Source organism: Bradyrhizobium sp. CCGUVB14, assembly GCF_024199935.1.
GTDB lineage: Bacteria > Pseudomonadota > Alphaproteobacteria > Rhizobiales > Xanthobacteraceae > Bradyrhizobium.
This window is the reverse complement of sequence record NZ_JANADS010000001.1, coordinates 9,323,158-9,341,359: the sequence shown is the minus strand read 5'-3', so window position 1 is coordinate 9,341,359 and position 18,202 is coordinate 9,323,158. Positions and strand designations below refer to the sequence as shown.

Annotated in this window: 8 protein-coding genes; 5 read left to right on the top strand and 3 right to left on the bottom strand. The window is 63.3% G+C overall.

The window, feature by feature from the left end:
• The first annotated feature begins 2 nt into the window (after window positions 1-2).
• The 3 genes from NLM32_RS43715 (at window position 3) to NLM32_RS43705 (ending at window position 3,973) form a co-directional block, all read left to right on the top strand.
• Window positions 3-791 (top strand): ABC transporter ATP-binding protein, encoded by a 789-nt coding sequence (locus NLM32_RS43715; protein ID WP_254134814.1) that lies wholly within the window; start codon window positions 3-5, stop codon window positions 789-791.
• 65 nt (window positions 792-856) lie between these two features.
• Entirely contained in the window at window positions 857-2,695 is a 1,839-nt protein-coding gene (locus NLM32_RS43710; protein ID WP_254134813.1) for a long-chain fatty acid--CoA ligase, read from the top strand.
• A 78-nt stretch (window positions 2,696-2,773) separates the two neighbouring features.
• A complete protein-coding gene (locus NLM32_RS43705; RefSeq protein ID WP_254134812.1) occupies window positions 2,774-3,973 on the top strand; it encodes an ABC transporter substrate-binding protein in 1,200 nt (399 codons plus the stop codon).
• Between the two features lie 175 nt (window positions 3,974-4,148).
• On the opposite strand, the gene NLM32_RS43700 is transcribed toward NLM32_RS43705, so the two are convergent.
• Both NLM32_RS43700 and NLM32_RS43695 read right to left on the bottom strand, forming a co-directional pair.
• A complete protein-coding gene (locus tag NLM32_RS43700; RefSeq protein ID WP_254134811.1) occupies window positions 4,149-5,273 on the bottom strand; it encodes a lysozyme inhibitor LprI family protein in 1,125 nt (374 codons plus the stop codon).
• Between the two features lie 89 nt (window positions 5,274-5,362).
• Window positions 5,363-6,094, bottom strand: a complete 732-nt coding sequence (locus tag NLM32_RS43695) for a transglutaminase-like cysteine peptidase (protein WP_254134810.1) — start codon at window positions 6,092-6,094, stop codon at window positions 5,363-5,365.
• Window positions 6,095-6,711: 617 nt separating this feature from the next.
• Here NLM32_RS43695 and NLM32_RS43690 point away from each other — a divergent pair.
• Together NLM32_RS43690 and NLM32_RS43685 are read left to right on the top strand one after the other, a co-directional pair.
• On the top strand, window positions 6,712-13,806 hold the full coding sequence (locus tag NLM32_RS43690; protein ID WP_256568349.1) for a VCBS domain-containing protein: 7,095 nt from the start codon (window positions 6,712-6,714) through the stop codon (window positions 13,804-13,806).
• Window positions 13,807-13,882: 76 nt separating this feature from the next.
• Entirely contained in the window at window positions 13,883-16,117 is a 2,235-nt protein-coding gene (locus NLM32_RS43685) for a CHASE2 domain-containing protein (protein WP_254134808.1), read from the top strand.
• 334 nt (window positions 16,118-16,451) lie between these two features.
• On the opposite strand, the gene NLM32_RS43680 is transcribed toward NLM32_RS43685, so the two are convergent.
• Complete coding sequence (locus NLM32_RS43680) at window positions 16,452-18,047, bottom strand: ABC transporter substrate-binding protein (RefSeq protein WP_254134807.1); 1,596 nt, start codon at window positions 18,045-18,047, stop codon at window positions 16,452-16,454.
• Window positions 18,048-18,202: the final 155 nt, after the last annotated feature.

Genomic DNA, 18,202 nt, shown 5'->3' with positions numbered 1-18,202 from the left:
GCATGGATGCCACCCCGGCGCCCGACATCATCCTGAGGCTCTCCAACATCGAGAGCTATTACGGGCCGATCATGGCGATCCGCGGCATCTCGCTGGAGGTGCCGCGCGGCCGCATCGTCACGCTGCTGGGGGCCAACGGTGCCGGCAAGACCACGGTGCTGAAGACCATCTCGGGCATTCTCGATCCGCAAAAGGGTTCGATCGAGTTCATGGGCAAGCCGATCCAGCGCATGGAGGCCGACCGCATCGTGCGGCTCGGCCTCAGCCATGTGCCCGAGGGGCGCGAGGTGTTTCCGTTCCTCTCGGTGCGCGAAAACCTGATGATGGGCGCCTATCCGCGCCGCGATCGCGACGGCGTGGCGGAAGACCTGGAGCGGGTCTACGGCTATTTCCCGCGGCTGAAGGAGCGTATCAACCAGCCGGCCGGCCAGCTCTCCGGCGGTGAGCAGCAGATGCTCGCGATCGGGCGTGCGCTGATGAACCGGCCGACGCTACTCCTGCTCGACGAGCCCTCGCTCGGCCTGTCGCCGATCCTGGTGAAGGAGATTTTCACCATCATCCGCCGCGTCAACGAGGAGCAGGGCATGTCGATCCTGCTGGTCGAGCAGAATGCGCGCGTGGCGCTGGAGACGGCGCACTATGGTTACGTGCTGGAGATCGGCCGCGTCGTGATGAACGACAGCTGCGACCGCTTGATGCATTCCCAGGACATCCAGGAATTCTACCTTGGCGCCAAAGAGCAAGGCGCACGCGGTGAGCGGCGTTGGAAAAAGAAGAAGACTTGGAGATGAAGAACTTACTGCTCAAGAACTTGGAGATGAAGAAACTGCGTTAGGACGGCAACGAGGAGACGCGCATGGCCCGGCCGGCGGTGCTGACGGTCGCTGATACGATCGCGAGGAGTTTTTTGCGCGCAGCAGAGGTGCGCGGCGACAGGCCTGCGATCCGCGAGAAGAAGTTCGGCATCTGGCAGCCGACGAGCTGGCGCGAATGGCTGCAGATCTCGAAAGAAATCGCCTACGGCCTTCGTGCCATCGGCTTCATGCCAAGCGACGTCGCTTCCATCATCGCCAACGCGGTCCCGGAGTGGATCTACGCCGACATGGGCATCCTCTGCGCCGGCGGCGTCTCGTCCGGCATCTATCCAACCGACGCCTCGGCGCAGGTCGAATATCTCATCAATGATTCCGCAACGCGGGTGATCTTCGCCGAAGACGAGGAGCAGCTCGACAAGATCCTGGCCTGCCGGGCGCGCTGTCCCAACCTGCAACGGATCATCGTGTTCGACATGGAGGGCCTCAGCGGCTTCTCCGACGACATGGTGATGTCGCTCGACGAGTTTCGCGCGCTCGGCCGCAATACCATGGTCGGCCGCGACGCGCTGTGGCAGGAGATGATCAACAGCCGCAGTGCCGGCGATCTCGCCGTTCTCGTCTACACCTCCGGCACCACGGGCCCGCCGAAGGGCGCGATGCATGCCAACCGCAGCGTCACCCACCAGATGCGGCATGCCAACGACTTTATTCCGGCGCGCGAGGACGAGGACCGGCTGATTTTCCTGCCGCTGTGCCATGTCGCCGAGCGCATCGGCGGCTACTACATCTCGGTCGCGCTTGGCTCCGTCATGAACTTTGCCGAGAGTCCCGAGACCGTGCCGGACAACTTACGCGAAGTGCAGCCGACCGTGTTCCTCGCGGTGCCGCGCATCTGGGAAAAATTCTATTCCACCATCACCATCGCGCTGAAGGATGCGACCCCGCTCCAGCAATGGGTCTATCGCCGCGCCATCGAGATCGGCTATCGCATGGTCGATTGCCGCATCGAGGGCAGGGCGCCGTCGCTGGCGTTGCGTGTCGCCAACCGCGTCGCTTACCAGCTCGCCTTCCGCAACATCCGCCGCATGATCGGGCTCGACCGTTGCCGCATCGCCTTTACGGGGGCTGCGCCAATCGCGCCTGATCTGATCCGCTGGTATCTCGCGCTCGGCATCGATATCCACGAGGTCTACGGCCAGACCGAGAACTGCGGCGTCGCGACCATGATGCCGGCGTTGCGCATCAAGCTCGGCTCGGTCGGTACGGCGGTGCCCTGGGGCGAGGTCGCGCTGTCGCCCGAGGGCGAGATCCTGATCAGGGGCGACTTCCTGTTCATGGGTTATTTGAACCAGCCCGAGAAGACGGCGGAGACCATTGATATCAGCGGCTGGCTGCACACCGGTGACGTCGGCACCATCGACAATGAGGGGTTCGTCCGCATCACCGACCGGATGAAGGACATCATCATCACCTCCGGCGGCAAGAACGTCACGCCGTCGGAAATCGAAAACCAGCTCAAGTTCTCGCCCTACATTTCGGATGCGGTCGTGATCGGCGACAAGCGCCCCTATCTCACCTGCCTCGTGATGATCGACCAGGAGAATGTCGAGAAGTTCGCCCAGGACCACGACATCCCCTTCACCAATTATGCCAGCCTGTGCCGGGCCGGCGAGATCCAGGACCTGATCTGGCGCGAGATCGAAGGCGTCAATGCGAACTTCGCCCGCGTCGAGACCATCAAGAAATTCTACCTGATCGAACGCCAGCTCACCCCGGAGGACGAGGAGCTGACGCCGACCATGAAGCTGAAGCGCAATTTTGTGAACAAGCGCTACGCCGCCGAGATCGACGCGATGTATCGCGCGCGGGCGGTGGCTTAGCAGATGCGCACATCAAGCAGCGGAGCGGCGATGGCCCTCGCCCTTCGCGTCATACGGGCCCAAGGAGAGGAGACGTCAATGTCGAGATCGTTGAAAGCGTTCGGCCTTGCGGTGGGTGCGGTGGCGCTCACCTGTCTGCCGGCCGCAGCGCAAACCAAGGTCACCAATGAAGGCATCTCGGCCAGCGAGATCGTCATCGGCACCCATCAGGATCTGTCGGGCCCGATCAAGGGCTGGGGCGTGCCTGTCTCCAACGGCATGAAGATGGCGGTTGAGGAGGTCAACGCGGCCGGCGGCGTCAACGGCCGTAAGATCAAGATGATCCTCGAGGACAACGGCTATGATCCCAAGAAGGGCGTGCTGGCGTCGCAGAAGATGGTCGAGCGCGACAAGATCTTCGCGATGATCGGCTCGATGGGATCGGCGCCGACGCTCGCTGCCCAGGACATTTTGTTCGATGCGGGTGTATTCCAGCTCTTCCCGCTGACGGCGGCCGAGTTCACTTACAAGTTCGATCCGGCCAAGCCGCAGGAGCGGCTCAAGTTCAACAATCTGCTGCCCTATGTCGAGAGTACGCGCGCCGCGTTGAAATACATGGTGCAGTGGAAGAGCTTCCAGAAGCCTTGCCTCATGTATCAGGATGACGAGTACGGAAAGAACGTGCTCGACGGCTTCAACCAGCAGCTTGCCGCAATGAAGATGCAACCTGCTTCGATCACGAGCTACAAGCGTGGTGCGTCGGACTTCAGTGCGCAGGTCGCCAAGATGAAGTCGGACGGCTGCGATCTCGTCGTGCTCGGCACCATCCTTCGCGAGACCATCGGCGCGATGAGCGAGGCGAAGAAGCTCGGCTGGGATGTCACCTTCCTCGGTGCCTCGCCGACCAACGTCCCGGAAGTGCCTGCGCTCGGCAAGGACGCCGTCGAAGGGCTCTACGCAGCAAGCCTGTTCGAGATTCCCTATGAGGACACCGCCAAGGGAAAAGTGAAGGACTGGGTCGTCAACTACAAGAAGATGTTCGGCACCGACGCCAATCCGCAGGCGATCATCGGTTACAACGCGGTGATGACGTTCGCCTTCTACGCCGACAAGGCGGGCAAGGACCTCACCGGGCAGAAGATGCTCGATTCACTGGAGTCGGGTGAGAAGTTCCTCGACATCTTCAACTCGCCGCCGACCAAGTTCTCCAAGACTGATCACCTCGCCAACACCATCACCCAGGTGCAGCAGGTCAAGGGCGGTCGCTGGGTGCTCGTGAAGGACAATCTGATGTTTTGATGTTTCGCCGCGAGGACGGTGCACCCTCTCCCCTTGCGGGAGAGGGTGGATCGACGCGAAGCGGCGAGCCGGGTGAGGGGTATCTATCCTCACGAGCAGACTTGCGCGTGGTGAGAACCCCTCATCCGGCGCTTCGCGCCACCTTCTCCCGCAAGGGGAGAAGGAAGAAGACAGCCTACGACCCCCCGCCGGCGTTGCCGGAGTTCACCGGCGCCAGCTCGTCCTCGCGGCAGCGCCAGCCGTCGGCGGCTTTCACGAAGGCGAAGGTCCGTTGGATTCGCAGGCGGCGCGTGACGTTGAAGGCTGCCGCGGAGCGCTCCTTGTTGTTGGCGCCCGGTTGCGGACGGCCGGTCGCTGCGTCCCAGCAGGTGCCGGTGCAGGTCGATGCGACCTTGCTGCAGGTGGTGAACGGCGCCAGCACGACCATCTCGATCTCGCCGGTGACCTGCGCCTCCTGATCCGTCACCTGGCTGTCGAGCGCGTAGACGCGGTTGATGCGGAGGAAATTGCCGCATGAATTGGCGGCGTGGATGCGCGCGGCGCAGAAATCGACGGCGTCGGTGTCGGGCTCCCTGGCCGCGACCTGCCGGCCGAACACCTTCTTCGGATCGCCCTTGGCGGCCGCGATCTCGTCGGTCTTGCGCTTCAGAAAATCGGCGAGGCAGTCTTCTGCGGAGCCAAGCTCCTGCGGCGGCACGTTCTCCTTGCCGACCAGATTGCACTTGCGATCGCGCTCTCGCGTCCAGCGACCGTATTCGGCGAAGGCAAAGCGTGCCGCGGTCGGGTCCAGTCTGCCGATCAGGCCGAGCACCTGGCTGTTGAGCTCGGTCTCGGTGAGCGCCAGCGAGGGGTCTGCGCAGATCAGCGCGCCGGCCGCGGTGTTGGCCGCGAGGCAATCGAAATCCGGATCGCGCACGATCGCGGCGCGATCCTCGGTCACCTTGAGGAGGCAGGCCTTCACCCGGTCGAAATCCTCAATGCGGATCGCGGTCTGGCCGACGATGCCGCAGCCGAGATTGCGTTGGCGGATCCAGATCGCGTTCTCTTCGATGGCGGGCAGACGATCGGGCAGGCGGGCGAGCCGTGCCTCGATGGCGGTAGAGAGCTTCTCGGCGGCGGCAGACAGTTCGGGATCGCCGCAGAACAATTGATTGCCGGGGTCGCGGATCTGCTGGCAGTTATTCCCCGCGTACAGCGGCAGCCTGTCGGCAACGGAGCGGTCGGATCTGCCGGATTGCGCGAAGCCTGATGCTGCCGGCCAGGCCAGCAGCACAATCACAGTCAGCACGATCAACCGCATTCCAATTGTCCCCAGCATGGCCATCGCCATGCTAGCGTCCCGGATCGTGCGGCGAAATGGATTTGTGGCGGGCTACGCGATCGCGACGGTCAATTCGCCTCGGGGGCGACCGCGGCGAACCGCACGGGTTCGCCGGCATATCTCAGCACGGCGGATTGGTAGAGCACGTAGAGCGGCTGGTAGTTGCGCGCGTCGTCATCCTCGACCATCGTCATGCGGCGGTTGTCGAGCATCAGCCAGTGGCCGTCGAGCTTTGCCGAGGCGACCGCATGGCCTTCGCCGCTGCGGGTGTCGCGCACCACGACGAGGCGGAGGTCCTCCGCGGCGACGCCGGCAAGCCGCAGCGCGGCCAGCTTGGCGATGGCGTAATCCTCGCAATCGCCGGCGCCGCGTTCGAAGGTCTCGAGCGGCGAGCTCCAGATGTCCTCGGCTCCGTCGTTTTCGGCGCGAATGGCGAGGTTGATGGCGCGGTTGGTCTCACCGAACAACGCGCGGCCGTCGCGGGTGCGGGCCTGGTCGACGATGGCGAGCAGCTTCAGCGCCGCGGGCGAGGCGCAATTGTCGCGGTCGCCGTCACACAGCGCGAGCTGCACCATGTCGTCGTCGAGCCTCTCTTTCAGCGCGAGCCATTTCGTCCGCAGGCCGCCGGTGGAAATGGCGAAGGCGAACACGCCGAAAGGCTCGGCCGATTTGCGCACGAGCATGCCGGCGCCCGGCGACAGCAATGTGCCGGCACGAAGGTCGGCGGCCGAGCCGAGCAGGATCAATCCGCACAGGACAAGGATAGCGCGCCAGGCGCGCGAGCGAGCAGCGGTCTCCATCTGACATCCCCTTATCCGGCTTCGTCAGGTCCCCCTCGACCTCGACGTGCCGGGCTTGTTGCTTTCGCGGAGATAGTGCGAGGCGGGCCGTTTTGTTCTGCTTAACGCGCTTGGGCAGGGCGCCGAAACCGTGGGGCAGGCTGAATCGGGCCTGCCGCAATTGCGTAAAATTTTACGATTCGCCGGCTATGTGTTGCCGCGATGCCGCGAGAACGAACAAATCGCAGGGAGAAATTGTGGGCGGGCCGATTCGTCGCTTATGGCTAATGACCGGCTAGTTCACGAGTTCTGTTAGTTGGGTCACAGATTTAACTCCGTATTTGCCGCAGGATGTTCCGGGGGACTACGAAGAAAAGATGACATAAGTATCCGCCGTCAAATCCCTGCGGCTGATTACTTTGAACGACTTGAAATGTGCGCAATAAGCCGGATTCGACTTCAAAATATTCGAAAAAATACCTCAACTCATCTATGGATGTCGCCGTAGGCATAGTCGTGGACAGCCAAGTGATGCGGAATCACACAAGCAATAGATGGTTTCGCTAAGGACTTGGTAATGCTATGCAAGCTTAGGCGGTGGATACTTACTTAGATTTTAACCCTTTTACGGTGCCCGGTTGAACTACGCTGGCAAATTTGACGCCGCGCTCTCTTTTGATGGCCATTCGAATGGCCACCACGTCGATTCATTCATAGCCAAAGCGCACGGCCACGTGCCCGAAGGCGCGGTCGTCGTTGCCGACCCCAACCTGATCTTCAACGGCGAGTTCAAGCGCACGGGTGTTGATCTCGTGCTGTCGCACGACGGCCATGAGTTCGTCGTTCACGATTATTTCAGGGGCGACAAGCGCGCCGCAATCGCCTCGCCCGATGGCGCCCATCTCACCGGCGACATCGTCAGCGCGCTTACGGGTTACGTCCAGGTCGCGCAGGCCGCGCCCGGTACCGCAGCGGCGCAGGTCATCGGCCACGTCACCAAGCTGACCGGTAGCGCGACCGCGGTCCGTAATGGCGTCTCGGTCATCCTGAACAACGGCGACAACGTCGAGAAGGGCGACGTGGTCTCGACCGGTTCGGACTCGACGCTCGGCGTGACCTTCATCGACGGCACCGTGTTCGGCCTGTCCTCCAACGCGCGGATGGTGCTGAACGAGATGGTCTACGACCCCAACGGGTCGAACAATTCCTCGCTGCTCAGCCTGGTCGCGGGCACCATCACCTTCGTTGCCGGCGAGACCGCCAAGCACGGCGACATGAAGATCGACACGCCGGTCGCCACCATGGGCATCCGCGGCACGGCGGTGCTGACCGAGATCAACTTCGTCGTTCCCGCAGGCGGCGGCGATCCGCAGCCGCAGGCGAACTTCCAGGTGCTGGTCGAGCCCAACGGCACCACCGGCTCCTACATCCTGTTCGACAAGCTGACGCTGCTGCCGATCGCGACGGTCAACCAGGCCGGCCAGATGATCCAGATCAGCGGCGGCAACGTCTCGATCACCAATGGGCTGCTGTCGCCGGACGTGCAGAAGCTGATCACGGACGTGTTCACGCTGAAGTTCACGGACAACAACACCAACACCAAGCTGACCACGAACTTCACCGACTCGATCACGCAGAACGGCAACATCGTCATTATCAAGACGGACACGGGTGCGACCGCGACCGCGACGTTTAATACAGGCAACAACGGTGGCGGCGGTTCGACGCAAGGGGGCTCGGACAAGGGGGCCGATCGTATTCCTGGGCCGCCCGACGCGCGCACCCTCGATGCCAACGGCAATGTGACGACGGCGTTCGCGACGACCGAGCACGCGGGGGCGACCGGCGACCGCGCGGACACGACCGGCGCTCCCGTGTCTCCCGAAATCATCATCTTCCGGGTCAACTTCGTTGACCAAAACCTGGGCGACCGGCCGACCGTGTCGGTGAGCCTCGATGCATCAAACTACACCTATACCGACTCCGGCCATCACGACGTCACCGCCTCGCTCACGGCTCTCCAGAAGCAGGACATCGCGGCGACGCAGGTCCAGATCGCCGTCGCCGCCGACGCCGGCAACAACAACAACGGTTCGGCGACCCTGACCTACACGGTCCCCGATCACGCCTTCGATTTTCTGGGGGCCGGCGAAACGCTGACGCTGACCTACATGGTCAGCGTCAATGACAATTTCTCGGTCCAGCCCGAAGCCAGGACCATCCCGATCACCATCACGATCACCGGCACCAACGACAAGCCGGTGATCACTTCGGGCGTCCCGACCATCACGTTCTCGGGCGGCACCAGCGTCCCGGGTGGCCCGCTCACCAGCGAGGTCCCGACCTCGGGCACGCTGAGCTTCGCCGATGTCGACCTCACCGATACGCACACCGTGTCGGTCAGCAAATTCAGTGCGGTGCTGCCCGGCGGGACGGTCCCCAAAGCCATCTCGGACTTCCTCGCGGGTGCCTTGCTGGTCTCGATCGCATCCGGCCACGACAGCACCGGGACCGGCACGGGATCGATCGACTGGTCGCTGAAAGATATTCCGGTCTATCTCGCCGACTTCATCCCGAAGGGTGAAGTGCTGACGGTGACGTACACCGTGACGGTCAAGGACTCGCAAGGCGCGACCTCGGACCAAACCGTTACGGTCACCATCACCGGCACCGATGCACCTGCCGTGGTGTGGATCGCGACGAACACCGAGGGATCTCCCGCGGGTGGCTTCTGGAAGGACGGCGCGAATTGGGAAACCGGCAATGCGCCGACGATCAATGACGACGTTATCGTCATCACCGATCAGTTGCACGGGCTGACGCCGTCCTATCCGGTCACGATCGACCTCGCGGCGTTCGGCAAGTCGCTGACGATGGATGACTACGACACGACGCGGAACCACACCGTGCCGGAGGTCATCAACCACAGCACGTTGACGCTCGCGGGCTCGCTCACGCTCAATGCCGACGCGAAGTTTACCAACGCTGCCGATGGCCAGGTTCTCGTCGGCGGCGCGATCGATGTCGAGACGATCACCAGGAAAACCGGTGAGGTCGTCGTCAATACCGTCACGATCACCAATGCGGGCACGCTTACGCTGGCCGCGGGCGGCGTGATCGATACCCTGACGACCATCGCCAATTCCGGCACGATTGAGCTTTCCGGCGGAACCTTGGCGCTGAAGACCGGCATTGCCAACACCGGCAACGTCAAGATCGATGCCGCCGGCAAGCTCACAGTCAACGGCGCGACAATCGACGGTGGTGCGACCCCCATCTTCCACGGAATTCCGGGGGGCGAAGGTGGTGAGGGCGAGGGCACCGAGGGGACGGACATCGGCGGGCTGCGCAGCGTCGGTACGGTCACGAACAACGGCGAGCTCGACCTCACCGGCAATGCCGTGCTCAGCAACGGCATCCTGAAGAACAACGGCACTCTCAATGTCAGCGGTACCGGAAACGCGCTCAACTACGAAGTGGTCACCAATGCCGGCACCATCGAGGTGCTCTCGGGCGCACTCACCATCGGTTCGGGATCGACGGTCGATAATTCCAGCGGCAACGTCATCGTCGACGCCGCGTTGATCCTGGACGGCGCCACGATCAGCGGCGGCGCCATCAAGGGCGCCGGCACGATCGACGTGACCAGCGACAGCACGATCGATGGCAATGCGACCCTCACCACGGGCCCCGTCACGGTCGAGAGCGATGTTACGCTGACGCTCGACGATGCCACTGTTGCGGGCACCGCGATCACCAACCACGGCACGGTCAAGGTCGACGGCAGCAGGAAGCTGACCTTGAAGGGCGCGAGCCTGACGGGCGGCACGCTGACGGTCTCCGGCACGCTGGATTCGACCGGCGCGACGACGATCACCAATGCCAATATCTGGAACTCCAATCTGCTGGAGTCGACGCTCGGTGGCCTGCTTGCGCTGGTCGCGACGACGTCCACCACCGCGATCACCAATGGCGGCATCCTCCGGGCGAATGGCGCCGAGCTCGACATCAACGGCGAAGCCGTCACCAACACCGGGACGCTGGCTGCCATCAACGACGGCACGCTGAAGCTGATCTCGAACATTGTCACCAACACCGACGGTACGGTGTCGGTAGAGGCCGGCTCGACGCTCGATCTCCAGGCTGCGACGATCGATGGCGGCACCGTGACCATCGCGGGCACGCTGGAATCGACCGGGGCGAGCGCCATCGACAACGCCGACATCACTGTTGCCAGCACCGGCACGGTCTCCGTCACCAGCGGCACGCTGACGATCGATCCCACGACGAGCCACGCCATCACCAATCACGGGTTGATCAAGGCTGAGACCGGCGGCACGCTGAAGCTGACGACTGCCACCATCACCAATGCCGGTGCCACGATCTCGGTTGACGGCACGTCGAAGCTCTATCTGACCGACGTCTCGATCAATGGCGGCAGCCTCACCAATGCCGGCAATCTCTACAGCGTCGGCCTCAACACGGTCACCGGTGGCGTCACCAACACGGGCACCATCGAGGTCCAGAGCGGCACGCTGAGCCTGTCCGGCGGCATCACCGGCGTCGGCACGCTGATCATCGACGACAAGGCGACGCTCGCGCTCGGCGGCGCGGATGCGCAGACCGTCACCTTCGCCGGCGGCACCAATACGCTTGAGCTCGACAAGGTTGCCGGCCACAGCTTCACCGGCACCATCGCCGCCCAGTCGTCGACAGGCGGCACCTTCACGGTCACCGGTGATGCCGACATTACGACGTCGAAGGGCGATGCGCTCGACGTCACGGCGTCCGGCGGGACGAGCGACAATCGCGCCAACATCGTGCTGACGCCGGCCGGCGCGCTGAGCGGCGCGAACAACGGCATTGTCGTCACCCAGAACGGCATCGGCGATATCTCGCTGACGACGGTTGGCGACGTCACCGGCAAGACTGGCGACGGCATCGTGCTGCACGACGGCGCGACCGGCGCAGGCAATATTACCGCGACCATCGGCGGTGCCGCGTCCGGCGCGGTCGGGCTCGACGTCGTCTCCCATGGCGGGGGCGCCGTTACCGTCACCAACAACGGTCACATCACGGGCACGGTTTCGTTCGGCCTTCATGTCGACCAGGACGATTCCGGCGCGACCGGCTCGACGCACATCATCAACGCCGGCACGGTGGTCGGCGCCGATGGTGTCGCCGCGATCTCCATCCAGGAGAACACGACCGGGTCCGCGACGATCGACAATTCCGGCACGATCGGCTCCGACGCCGCCAGCGTGACGTCGACGTCCTACGCGATCGTCGAGACCGGCGGCGCGATCACGATCAACAACAGCGGCCACATCAACGGCAACATCTCGGTCGCAAGCGCCACGTTCGACAACAACGCCGGCGGCACCTGGACGGTCGCGGGCAGTGGCGTGTTCGGCGATGCGTCGTCGATCGTCAACCACGGCGACATCGATCTGCACGGTGCTTCGATTTCCGGGGCCGGGCTGAGCATCACGAATGACGCGACCATCGACAGCTGGGGTGTGGCGTCGATTTCGGGCACCATCACCAACACTGGAACCATCGAGGTCCATGACGGCGATCTGTCGTTGCTCGGCTCGCTGTCCGGCTCCGGTTCGGTCACCGTCGATGCCGGCGCGACGCTCGAGGTCGAGGGCACGGTCTCGCAGACGATCACGCTGGCCGGCGACGGCGCCCACCTGCAGATTGATACCTCGACCTTCGGCGGATCGATCGCGGCGTTGTCCAAGACCGACACGATCGACCTGTCGACCATCAAGTACGGGCTCGGCACCAGCGCGGTTTACGTTGCCAACGCCGATGCCTCGACCGGCGGTGTGCTGACCGTGACGGACGCCTACGGTCACCACATCAGCCTGACGCTGACCGGCGCCGATTACAGCAACACGACCTTCGCAGGCAGCGATGACGGCACCGGTCACACGCTGATCACGGTCCATGCCGCCGACGACGCGCCGGCCTTCACCGACGGCGGAGTGCTGGCCGCGAGCGTCTCGGAGCAGGCGAACGCGACCGGCGACTTCTCCACGGTCGATACCGCAACGCCTGCGACCGGCTCGGTCGACTTCACCGATATCGATCTGACCGACCTGCCGGCGGCCAAGATCACCGGCCAGGTCGTGACCTCGCTGGGGGCCGATCACAGCACCGACCTCACGGCATCGCTGACGCCCGGCGAGATCGCGGCGCTGGAAAACGCGTTGACGCTCCAGCAGACCGGCAAGAACAACGGCACGGTCACCTGGAGCTATTCGATCGCTGACGGTGCGCTGGATTTCCTCGGCCAGGACCAGACCGCGAAGGTCGTCTCGACCATCACGCTCGACGACGGCCATGGCCAGAAGACGACGACCGATGTCACGATCACGGTCACCGGCCAGAACGACGCGCCGACACTGGCTGCGATGACGACGGCGCCGCTCGTGGATACGGCGAACGCCGATACGTTCTCCGATATCACGGGGACGCTGGTCGGGACCGATGCGGATCATGGCGAGACGGCGACGCTGAAATACGCCGTGCTCGATTCGCACAACAACGCGGTATCGACGCTGGCCGGCCACTACGGCACGCTCACGGTCAACGCCAACGGCACCTACGACTATTCGCCCGATGCGACCGCGATCAACGCGCTGTCGGCAGGTTCCTATGTCGATATTTTCACGGTGCAGACCACCGACGCGCACGGCGCGACCGGCACCGCGACATTCACGGTGAACGTGACCGGCGCCAACGACACGCCGGTGTTGTCCGATGGCAGCCTCGGCAAGCTCACCGACACGGCCGCCGCCGACAGTTTCTCCGACCTCACCGGCCACCTGGCCGGGACCGATGCCGATACCGGCGATACGCTGACCTATGCTCTGCTGAACTCGGATCATCACGCGACCAGCACCCTCACGGGTCACTATGGCGCGCTGACGCTCAACACCGACGGCAGCTACACCTACGTCCCCGATGCCGCCTCGATCAATGCGCTGCCTCAAGGCTCCTATTCGGATGCTTTCACCGTCCAGCTGACGGACTCGCATGGTGCCGCCACCACGGCGACATATACCGTGGACGTGACCGGTGCGGACGATGCGCCCGTCTTCAACCTCGACAAGATCAGCGTGACCCAGCTGGACGACGAACAGATCGTCGTTCACGGCCTCCAGGTCACCGATGTCGATGCTGCTGCGGATGAAACCTTCACGCTTCTTGCGACCGGCGCGAAGGCGGGCGATGTCAGTCCGTCGTCTGGCTCGGGTTCTCTTGCCGACATCAACACGATGCTGGGCACCCTGACCTATAATGAAGGCAGCGAAGAGCCTTCCACGGATACGGTCACGCTCACCGTGACCGACGGCCACGGTGCGACCGATACGGTCAACCTGATTTTCAATCTCGCCGAAAGCGCGGACGATCACGTGAGCCTCACCGGCACGACCGGCAAGGATGTCTTCTTCGGGACCGGCTATCAGGAACAATTCGTGTTCGGGGCCAATTCGAACCACGACACGATCGTGAATTTCACGCCCAACCAGGATCACATCAACCTGACCGCGGTCGTGGCGACCGACATCGACGCCGCATGGATCGCGCAGCACGTCGCGGCTTCGCCGGCCAACTCCGCGGATACCCTGATCACGATCGATTCCGCCGACACGATCCTCCTGAAGGGCGTCAACGCCGCCAACCTCCACGCGAGCGACTTTATCGTCCATTCCGGATGATCGCCCGGACGACGCCGATCGCCCGCAGGTGCGTTCGGCGCTGCCATTGGCCGGCAATGCGTGATATTCATTCGGCATGAAACGTCTCAAGATCCTGCGGCGGTGGTTCGCGCGAAAGTTCGGCTTGGCGCGGCTGGTGTGCCTTGCGCTGCTGGTCGTCTTCGCCGGCTTGCGCGTCTGGGATCCGCCGCCGGTCCAGGAATTGCGGCTGCGCACCTTCGACCTGTTCCAGTTGATCGATCCGCGCCACAAGACGGTGCGGCCGGTCACCATCGTCGACATCGACGACAAGAGCCTCGCCAGGCTCGGCCAGTGGCCGTGGTCGCGCACGCGGATCGCGGATTTGATCATCAACCTCACCAATAACGGCGCGGTGGCGATCGGCTTCGACGTGGTGTTCTCCGAACCCGACCGGCTCAATCCGGATCTGGTCGCCAACCAGATGCGCTATCTGGACGACGCCACGCGGATGAAGCTGAGCGAGCTGCCGAGCAACGACCAGATTCTCTCCGAAGCGATCAAGCGTTCGAAAGTCGTCCTCGGCGAAACCGGGCTGCCACAAGTCGAATCCGAACTCGACAAGACGCTTCCTTTCACCGGAGTCGCGACGGTCGGGGAAGCGAATGCGGAAAACTTCCTGTTCGAATTCCCCGGCCTGCTGCGCAACGTGCCCGTCATCGAGAAGGTCGCCGCCGGTCGTGGCTTGTTCTCCATCAAGACCGAGCGCGACGGCTTCATCCGCCGCGTGCCGATGATCATGTGGGCCCAGGGCAATATCATGCCCTCGCTCAGCCTCGAGATCCTGCGGGTCGTCACGGGTACCCCGACACTGCTTGTTCGCACCGACAAGACCGGCATCCGTGCCATCCGCCTTAAGGGCGTCGAGATCCCGACCGACAAGAACGGGCAGCTCTGGGTGCATTACGCTCGCCGGGATCCTTCGATCTATGTGTCGGCAGCGGACGTGCTCGACAACACCGTGCCGCCCAGCAAGCTCGCCGGCAAGCTGGTGCTGATCGGCACCTCCGCGGCCGGGCTGAACGACATCAAGACCACGCCGGTGTCCTCGACCATGCCGGGCGTCGAGATTCACGCCCAGATACTCGAAAGCGTGCTGAGCGGCGGCGCGGTGATCTCGCAGCCGAATTATGCGCTCGGCATCGAGCTGCTGGCCGCGCTGATCATCGGCCTTCTCGTCATCATCTTCACGCCGAACCTTGGGCCGGTGCGGCTGGTGCTCGCGGGTGCGATGTTCGCCGCGGTGCTGGTCGGCACGTCCTGGTTCTACTACTGGCAGAAACGCTACCTCGTCGACTTCACCTATCCGCTATTGTCGACCACCGCGATCTACCTGACGTTCATCTTCTCGAGCTTCGTGCGCGAGCAGCGGCAGCGCGTGCAGATCCGCGGCATCTTCGCGCAATACATGTCGCCGGTGCTGGTCGAGCAGCTCGCGCAATCGCCGGAGAAAGTCGTGCTCGGCGGCGAGGAGCGCGAGCTGACCATCATGTTCTCCGACGTGCGCGGCTTCACCACGATCTCGGAGAGCTACAAGCAGGATCCGCAAGGCCTGATCACGCTGATGAACCGCTTCCTGACGCCGCTCACCGACGTGATCATCGAGCAGAAGGGCTACGTCGACAAATACATGGGCGACGCCATCATGGCGTTCTGGAATGCGCCGCTCGACGATGCCGAACACCAGGTCAATGCCTGCGAGGCCGCGATCCAAATGCTCGAGAAGATCGATGAGGTCAACAAGGAGCGCGAGCAGGAAGCCGCCGATGGCGGGCACGTCTACATCCCGCTCAACGTGGGCATCGGCCTCAACACCGGCATCGGCGTGGTCGGCAACATGGGCTCCGATCTGAAGAAGAACTATTCGGTGCTCGGCGACAGCGTGAACCTGGCGTCACGCCTGGAAGGCCAAACCAAGGAATACGGTTTTCCGATCATCGTCGGATCCCGCACGGCGCTTGCCGCCAAGGACAAGTTCGCGATCCTCGAGCTCGATTTCATCATGGTCAAGGGCAAGACCGAGCCCGAGGTGATCTACGCCATCGCCGGCCGCGAGGACGTGATGCAGTCGGCCGCGTTCCAGCGCCTGCGCAACATCACCATCGAGATGCTCAGCTGCTACCGCGGCCGCGACTGGCAGGGCGCGCAGGACGCCATCGAGCGCGGCCGCCGCAGCGAGGACGCCGACACGCTGGAAAAGCTGTTCAAGCTGTACGAAGCGCGGATCAAGGAATTCAAGGCCAATCCTCCGCCGGAGGGCTGGTCGGGAGCGTACGCGCTGCTGACGAAGTAGGGGGCTGCTACGCGAGTTGCGCTCACTCGTGCGTCAACAAAGGTGTCGTCCCGGCCTAGTGCGCAATTGCGCACGGGGGCCGGGACCCATACTCCGCAGCAGAAGTTGTTGCGCGAGATCGGAGTTGACGATCTTCACCAAACTCGATCCTGCGGTTATGGGTCCCGGCCTGCGCCGGGACGACGCCTGAGTTTGACGCGCCGTGTGTGGCCTCACCATCAGCTCCCGTAGGGTGGGCAAAGGCGCGCATGCGCCGTGCCCACGTCTTCTTAACCGCGACAATTGGTGGGCACGCTTGCGCTTTGCCCACCCTACGGCAGCTGTGCTTGCCCCCTCACTCCACCCCGATCGTCGTCAAATCCTGGAACCAGTGCTGCGCCTGCACGAACTGCTTCACCTTCGGCGACAGCGCGTGCGGGTTGGTGTCGTGGACGACCCAGACCAGCACGGCATCGTCGACGATCAAGGCATGGGCTTGGGCGATCAGATCATCCTGCTTGGCTGTATCGAACGTCTGCTTGGCCTCGTTGATCAGCGCGTCCACCTTCGGGTTCTTGTAGCCGCCCCAGTTGACGCCGACCGGCGCGACCTGGTCGGAGGCGAAGAAGCGGACGATGGCATAGAGCGGGTCCGAGGTGACATAGGCGATGTTGTTGGCGGTGATGCCGGCGTTCATCTCGTCGGCCGCGCCCTTGCGCCAGTGGGTATAGAGCGTTTCGAGCTCGACCACCTTGAACTCGATATCGATGCCGATCTCCTTGAAGCTTTGCTGCAAAAATTCGTTCATCGGCAGCGACAGCATCTGGCCGGTGCCGCCCTGGGCGATGATGAAGGTGGCCTTCAGAGGCTTGGCCTTGGAGTAGCCGGCCTCCTCGACCAGCTTCTTGGCGGCAGCGAGATCATATTTGATGTCGAAGCTCGGCTTGCCGAACCACGGGCTCGACGGGTCGACCTGGCCCTTGGCAGGTTTGGCGAGGCCATTCATCAAGCCGACGACTTCGTCACGGTTGATCGCGAGATTCAGCGCCTTGCGCAGCCGGATGTCGGTCCAGGGCGAGCCCGGCAGCACGCTCAGATGATAATTCCAGACATGCGGCGTGACGTTGTCGACGATCTTCATGCCGGCGGCCTTCAACTGCGGCACGGCATCGGGTGCCGGCGTCTCGATCAGATCGACCTGGCCTGCGAGCAGCGCATTGGTGCGTGTCAGCGCCTCCGGCATCGGCACCAGCACGATCTTGTCGACCTTGGGACTACGCTTCGGATTCCAATAGTCCGGATTCTTGCTGAGCTCGGCGAGCTCGCGCGGCACCAGTTTCGTCAGCTTGAACGGGCCGGTGCCGGAGGGCTGGCTTGCGAACTTGTCCCAATCCTTGCCGAGCTTTTCATATTGCGCCGGGCTCGATACCAGGAACCACAGCATCTGATAGGGAAAGAAGGAATCCACGGTCTTGGTCGTGATCTCGACGGTGAAATCGTCGATCTTGGCGTAGCTGGCGACCGAGGGCAGGCGGGTCTTCACCTGCGCGCTCTGGCGCTTGTCGAATTGCGGCGCCTTGTCGTTCAACACCTTGTCGAGATTCCAGATCACCGCGTCGGCGTTGAACTCGCTGCCGTCGTGAAACTTCACGCCTTTGCGCAAGCTGAAGCGCCATTTGGTCTTGTCGGAATCATCCACCTTCCACTCGGTCGCGAGTCCCGGCACCAGCTTGCCCGGGCGGTCGGCGACGTCCATTTCCCACGCGACCAGCGGATCGTAGATCGTGTAGGCCGTGAACTGATAGGCGCCGGCACCGCGATCGGGCTGGCCCGTCGTCAGCGGAATGTCCGCCATCGAGATGCCGTAGCGCACCACCGTTTCAGCGCGCGCCGGGATTGCCGATAACGCCAGCGCAAGCACGGCGAGACAGGTCGATAAACGAATACGCATGGCCCAAAGCTCCAAGGAAAACCTAAGGAAAAGGTTGGGGCCAAACGTGCAATCTTGATGCCAGAATAGGCAGCGCGGCTGCTCAGCCTTCCCGCGATCACAAGGACTTGTCGTCGCAGGGCTAATTTGCAGAATAAGTTTCTCCTTGGCATCGC

What these genes read in the sequence shown, in the direction of transcription:
- NLM32_RS43715 (WP_254134814.1), top strand. Translation starts at nt 3, where the DNA reads ATGGATGCCACCCCGGCGCCCGACATCATCCTGAGGCTCTCCAACATC.
- NLM32_RS43710 (WP_254134813.1), top strand. Translation starts at nt 857, where the DNA reads ATGGCCCGGCCGGCGGTGCTGACGGTCGCTGATACGATCGCGAGGAGT.
- NLM32_RS43705 (WP_254134812.1), top strand. Translation starts at nt 2,774, where the DNA reads ATGTCGAGATCGTTGAAAGCGTTCGGCCTTGCGGTGGGTGCGGTGGCG.
- NLM32_RS43700 (WP_254134811.1), bottom strand. Translation starts at nt 5,273, where the DNA reads ATGCGGTTGATCGTGCTGACTGTGATTGTGCTGCTGGCCTGGCCGGCA.
- NLM32_RS43695 (WP_254134810.1), bottom strand. Translation starts at nt 6,094, where the DNA reads ATGGAGACCGCTGCTCGCTCGCGCGCCTGGCGCGCTATCCTTGTCCTG.
- NLM32_RS43685 (WP_254134808.1), top strand. Translation starts at nt 13,883, where the DNA reads ATGAAACGTCTCAAGATCCTGCGGCGGTGGTTCGCGCGAAAGTTCGGC.
- NLM32_RS43680 (WP_254134807.1), bottom strand. Translation starts at nt 18,047, where the DNA reads ATGCGTATTCGTTTATCGACCTGTCTCGCCGTGCTTGCGCTGGCGTTA.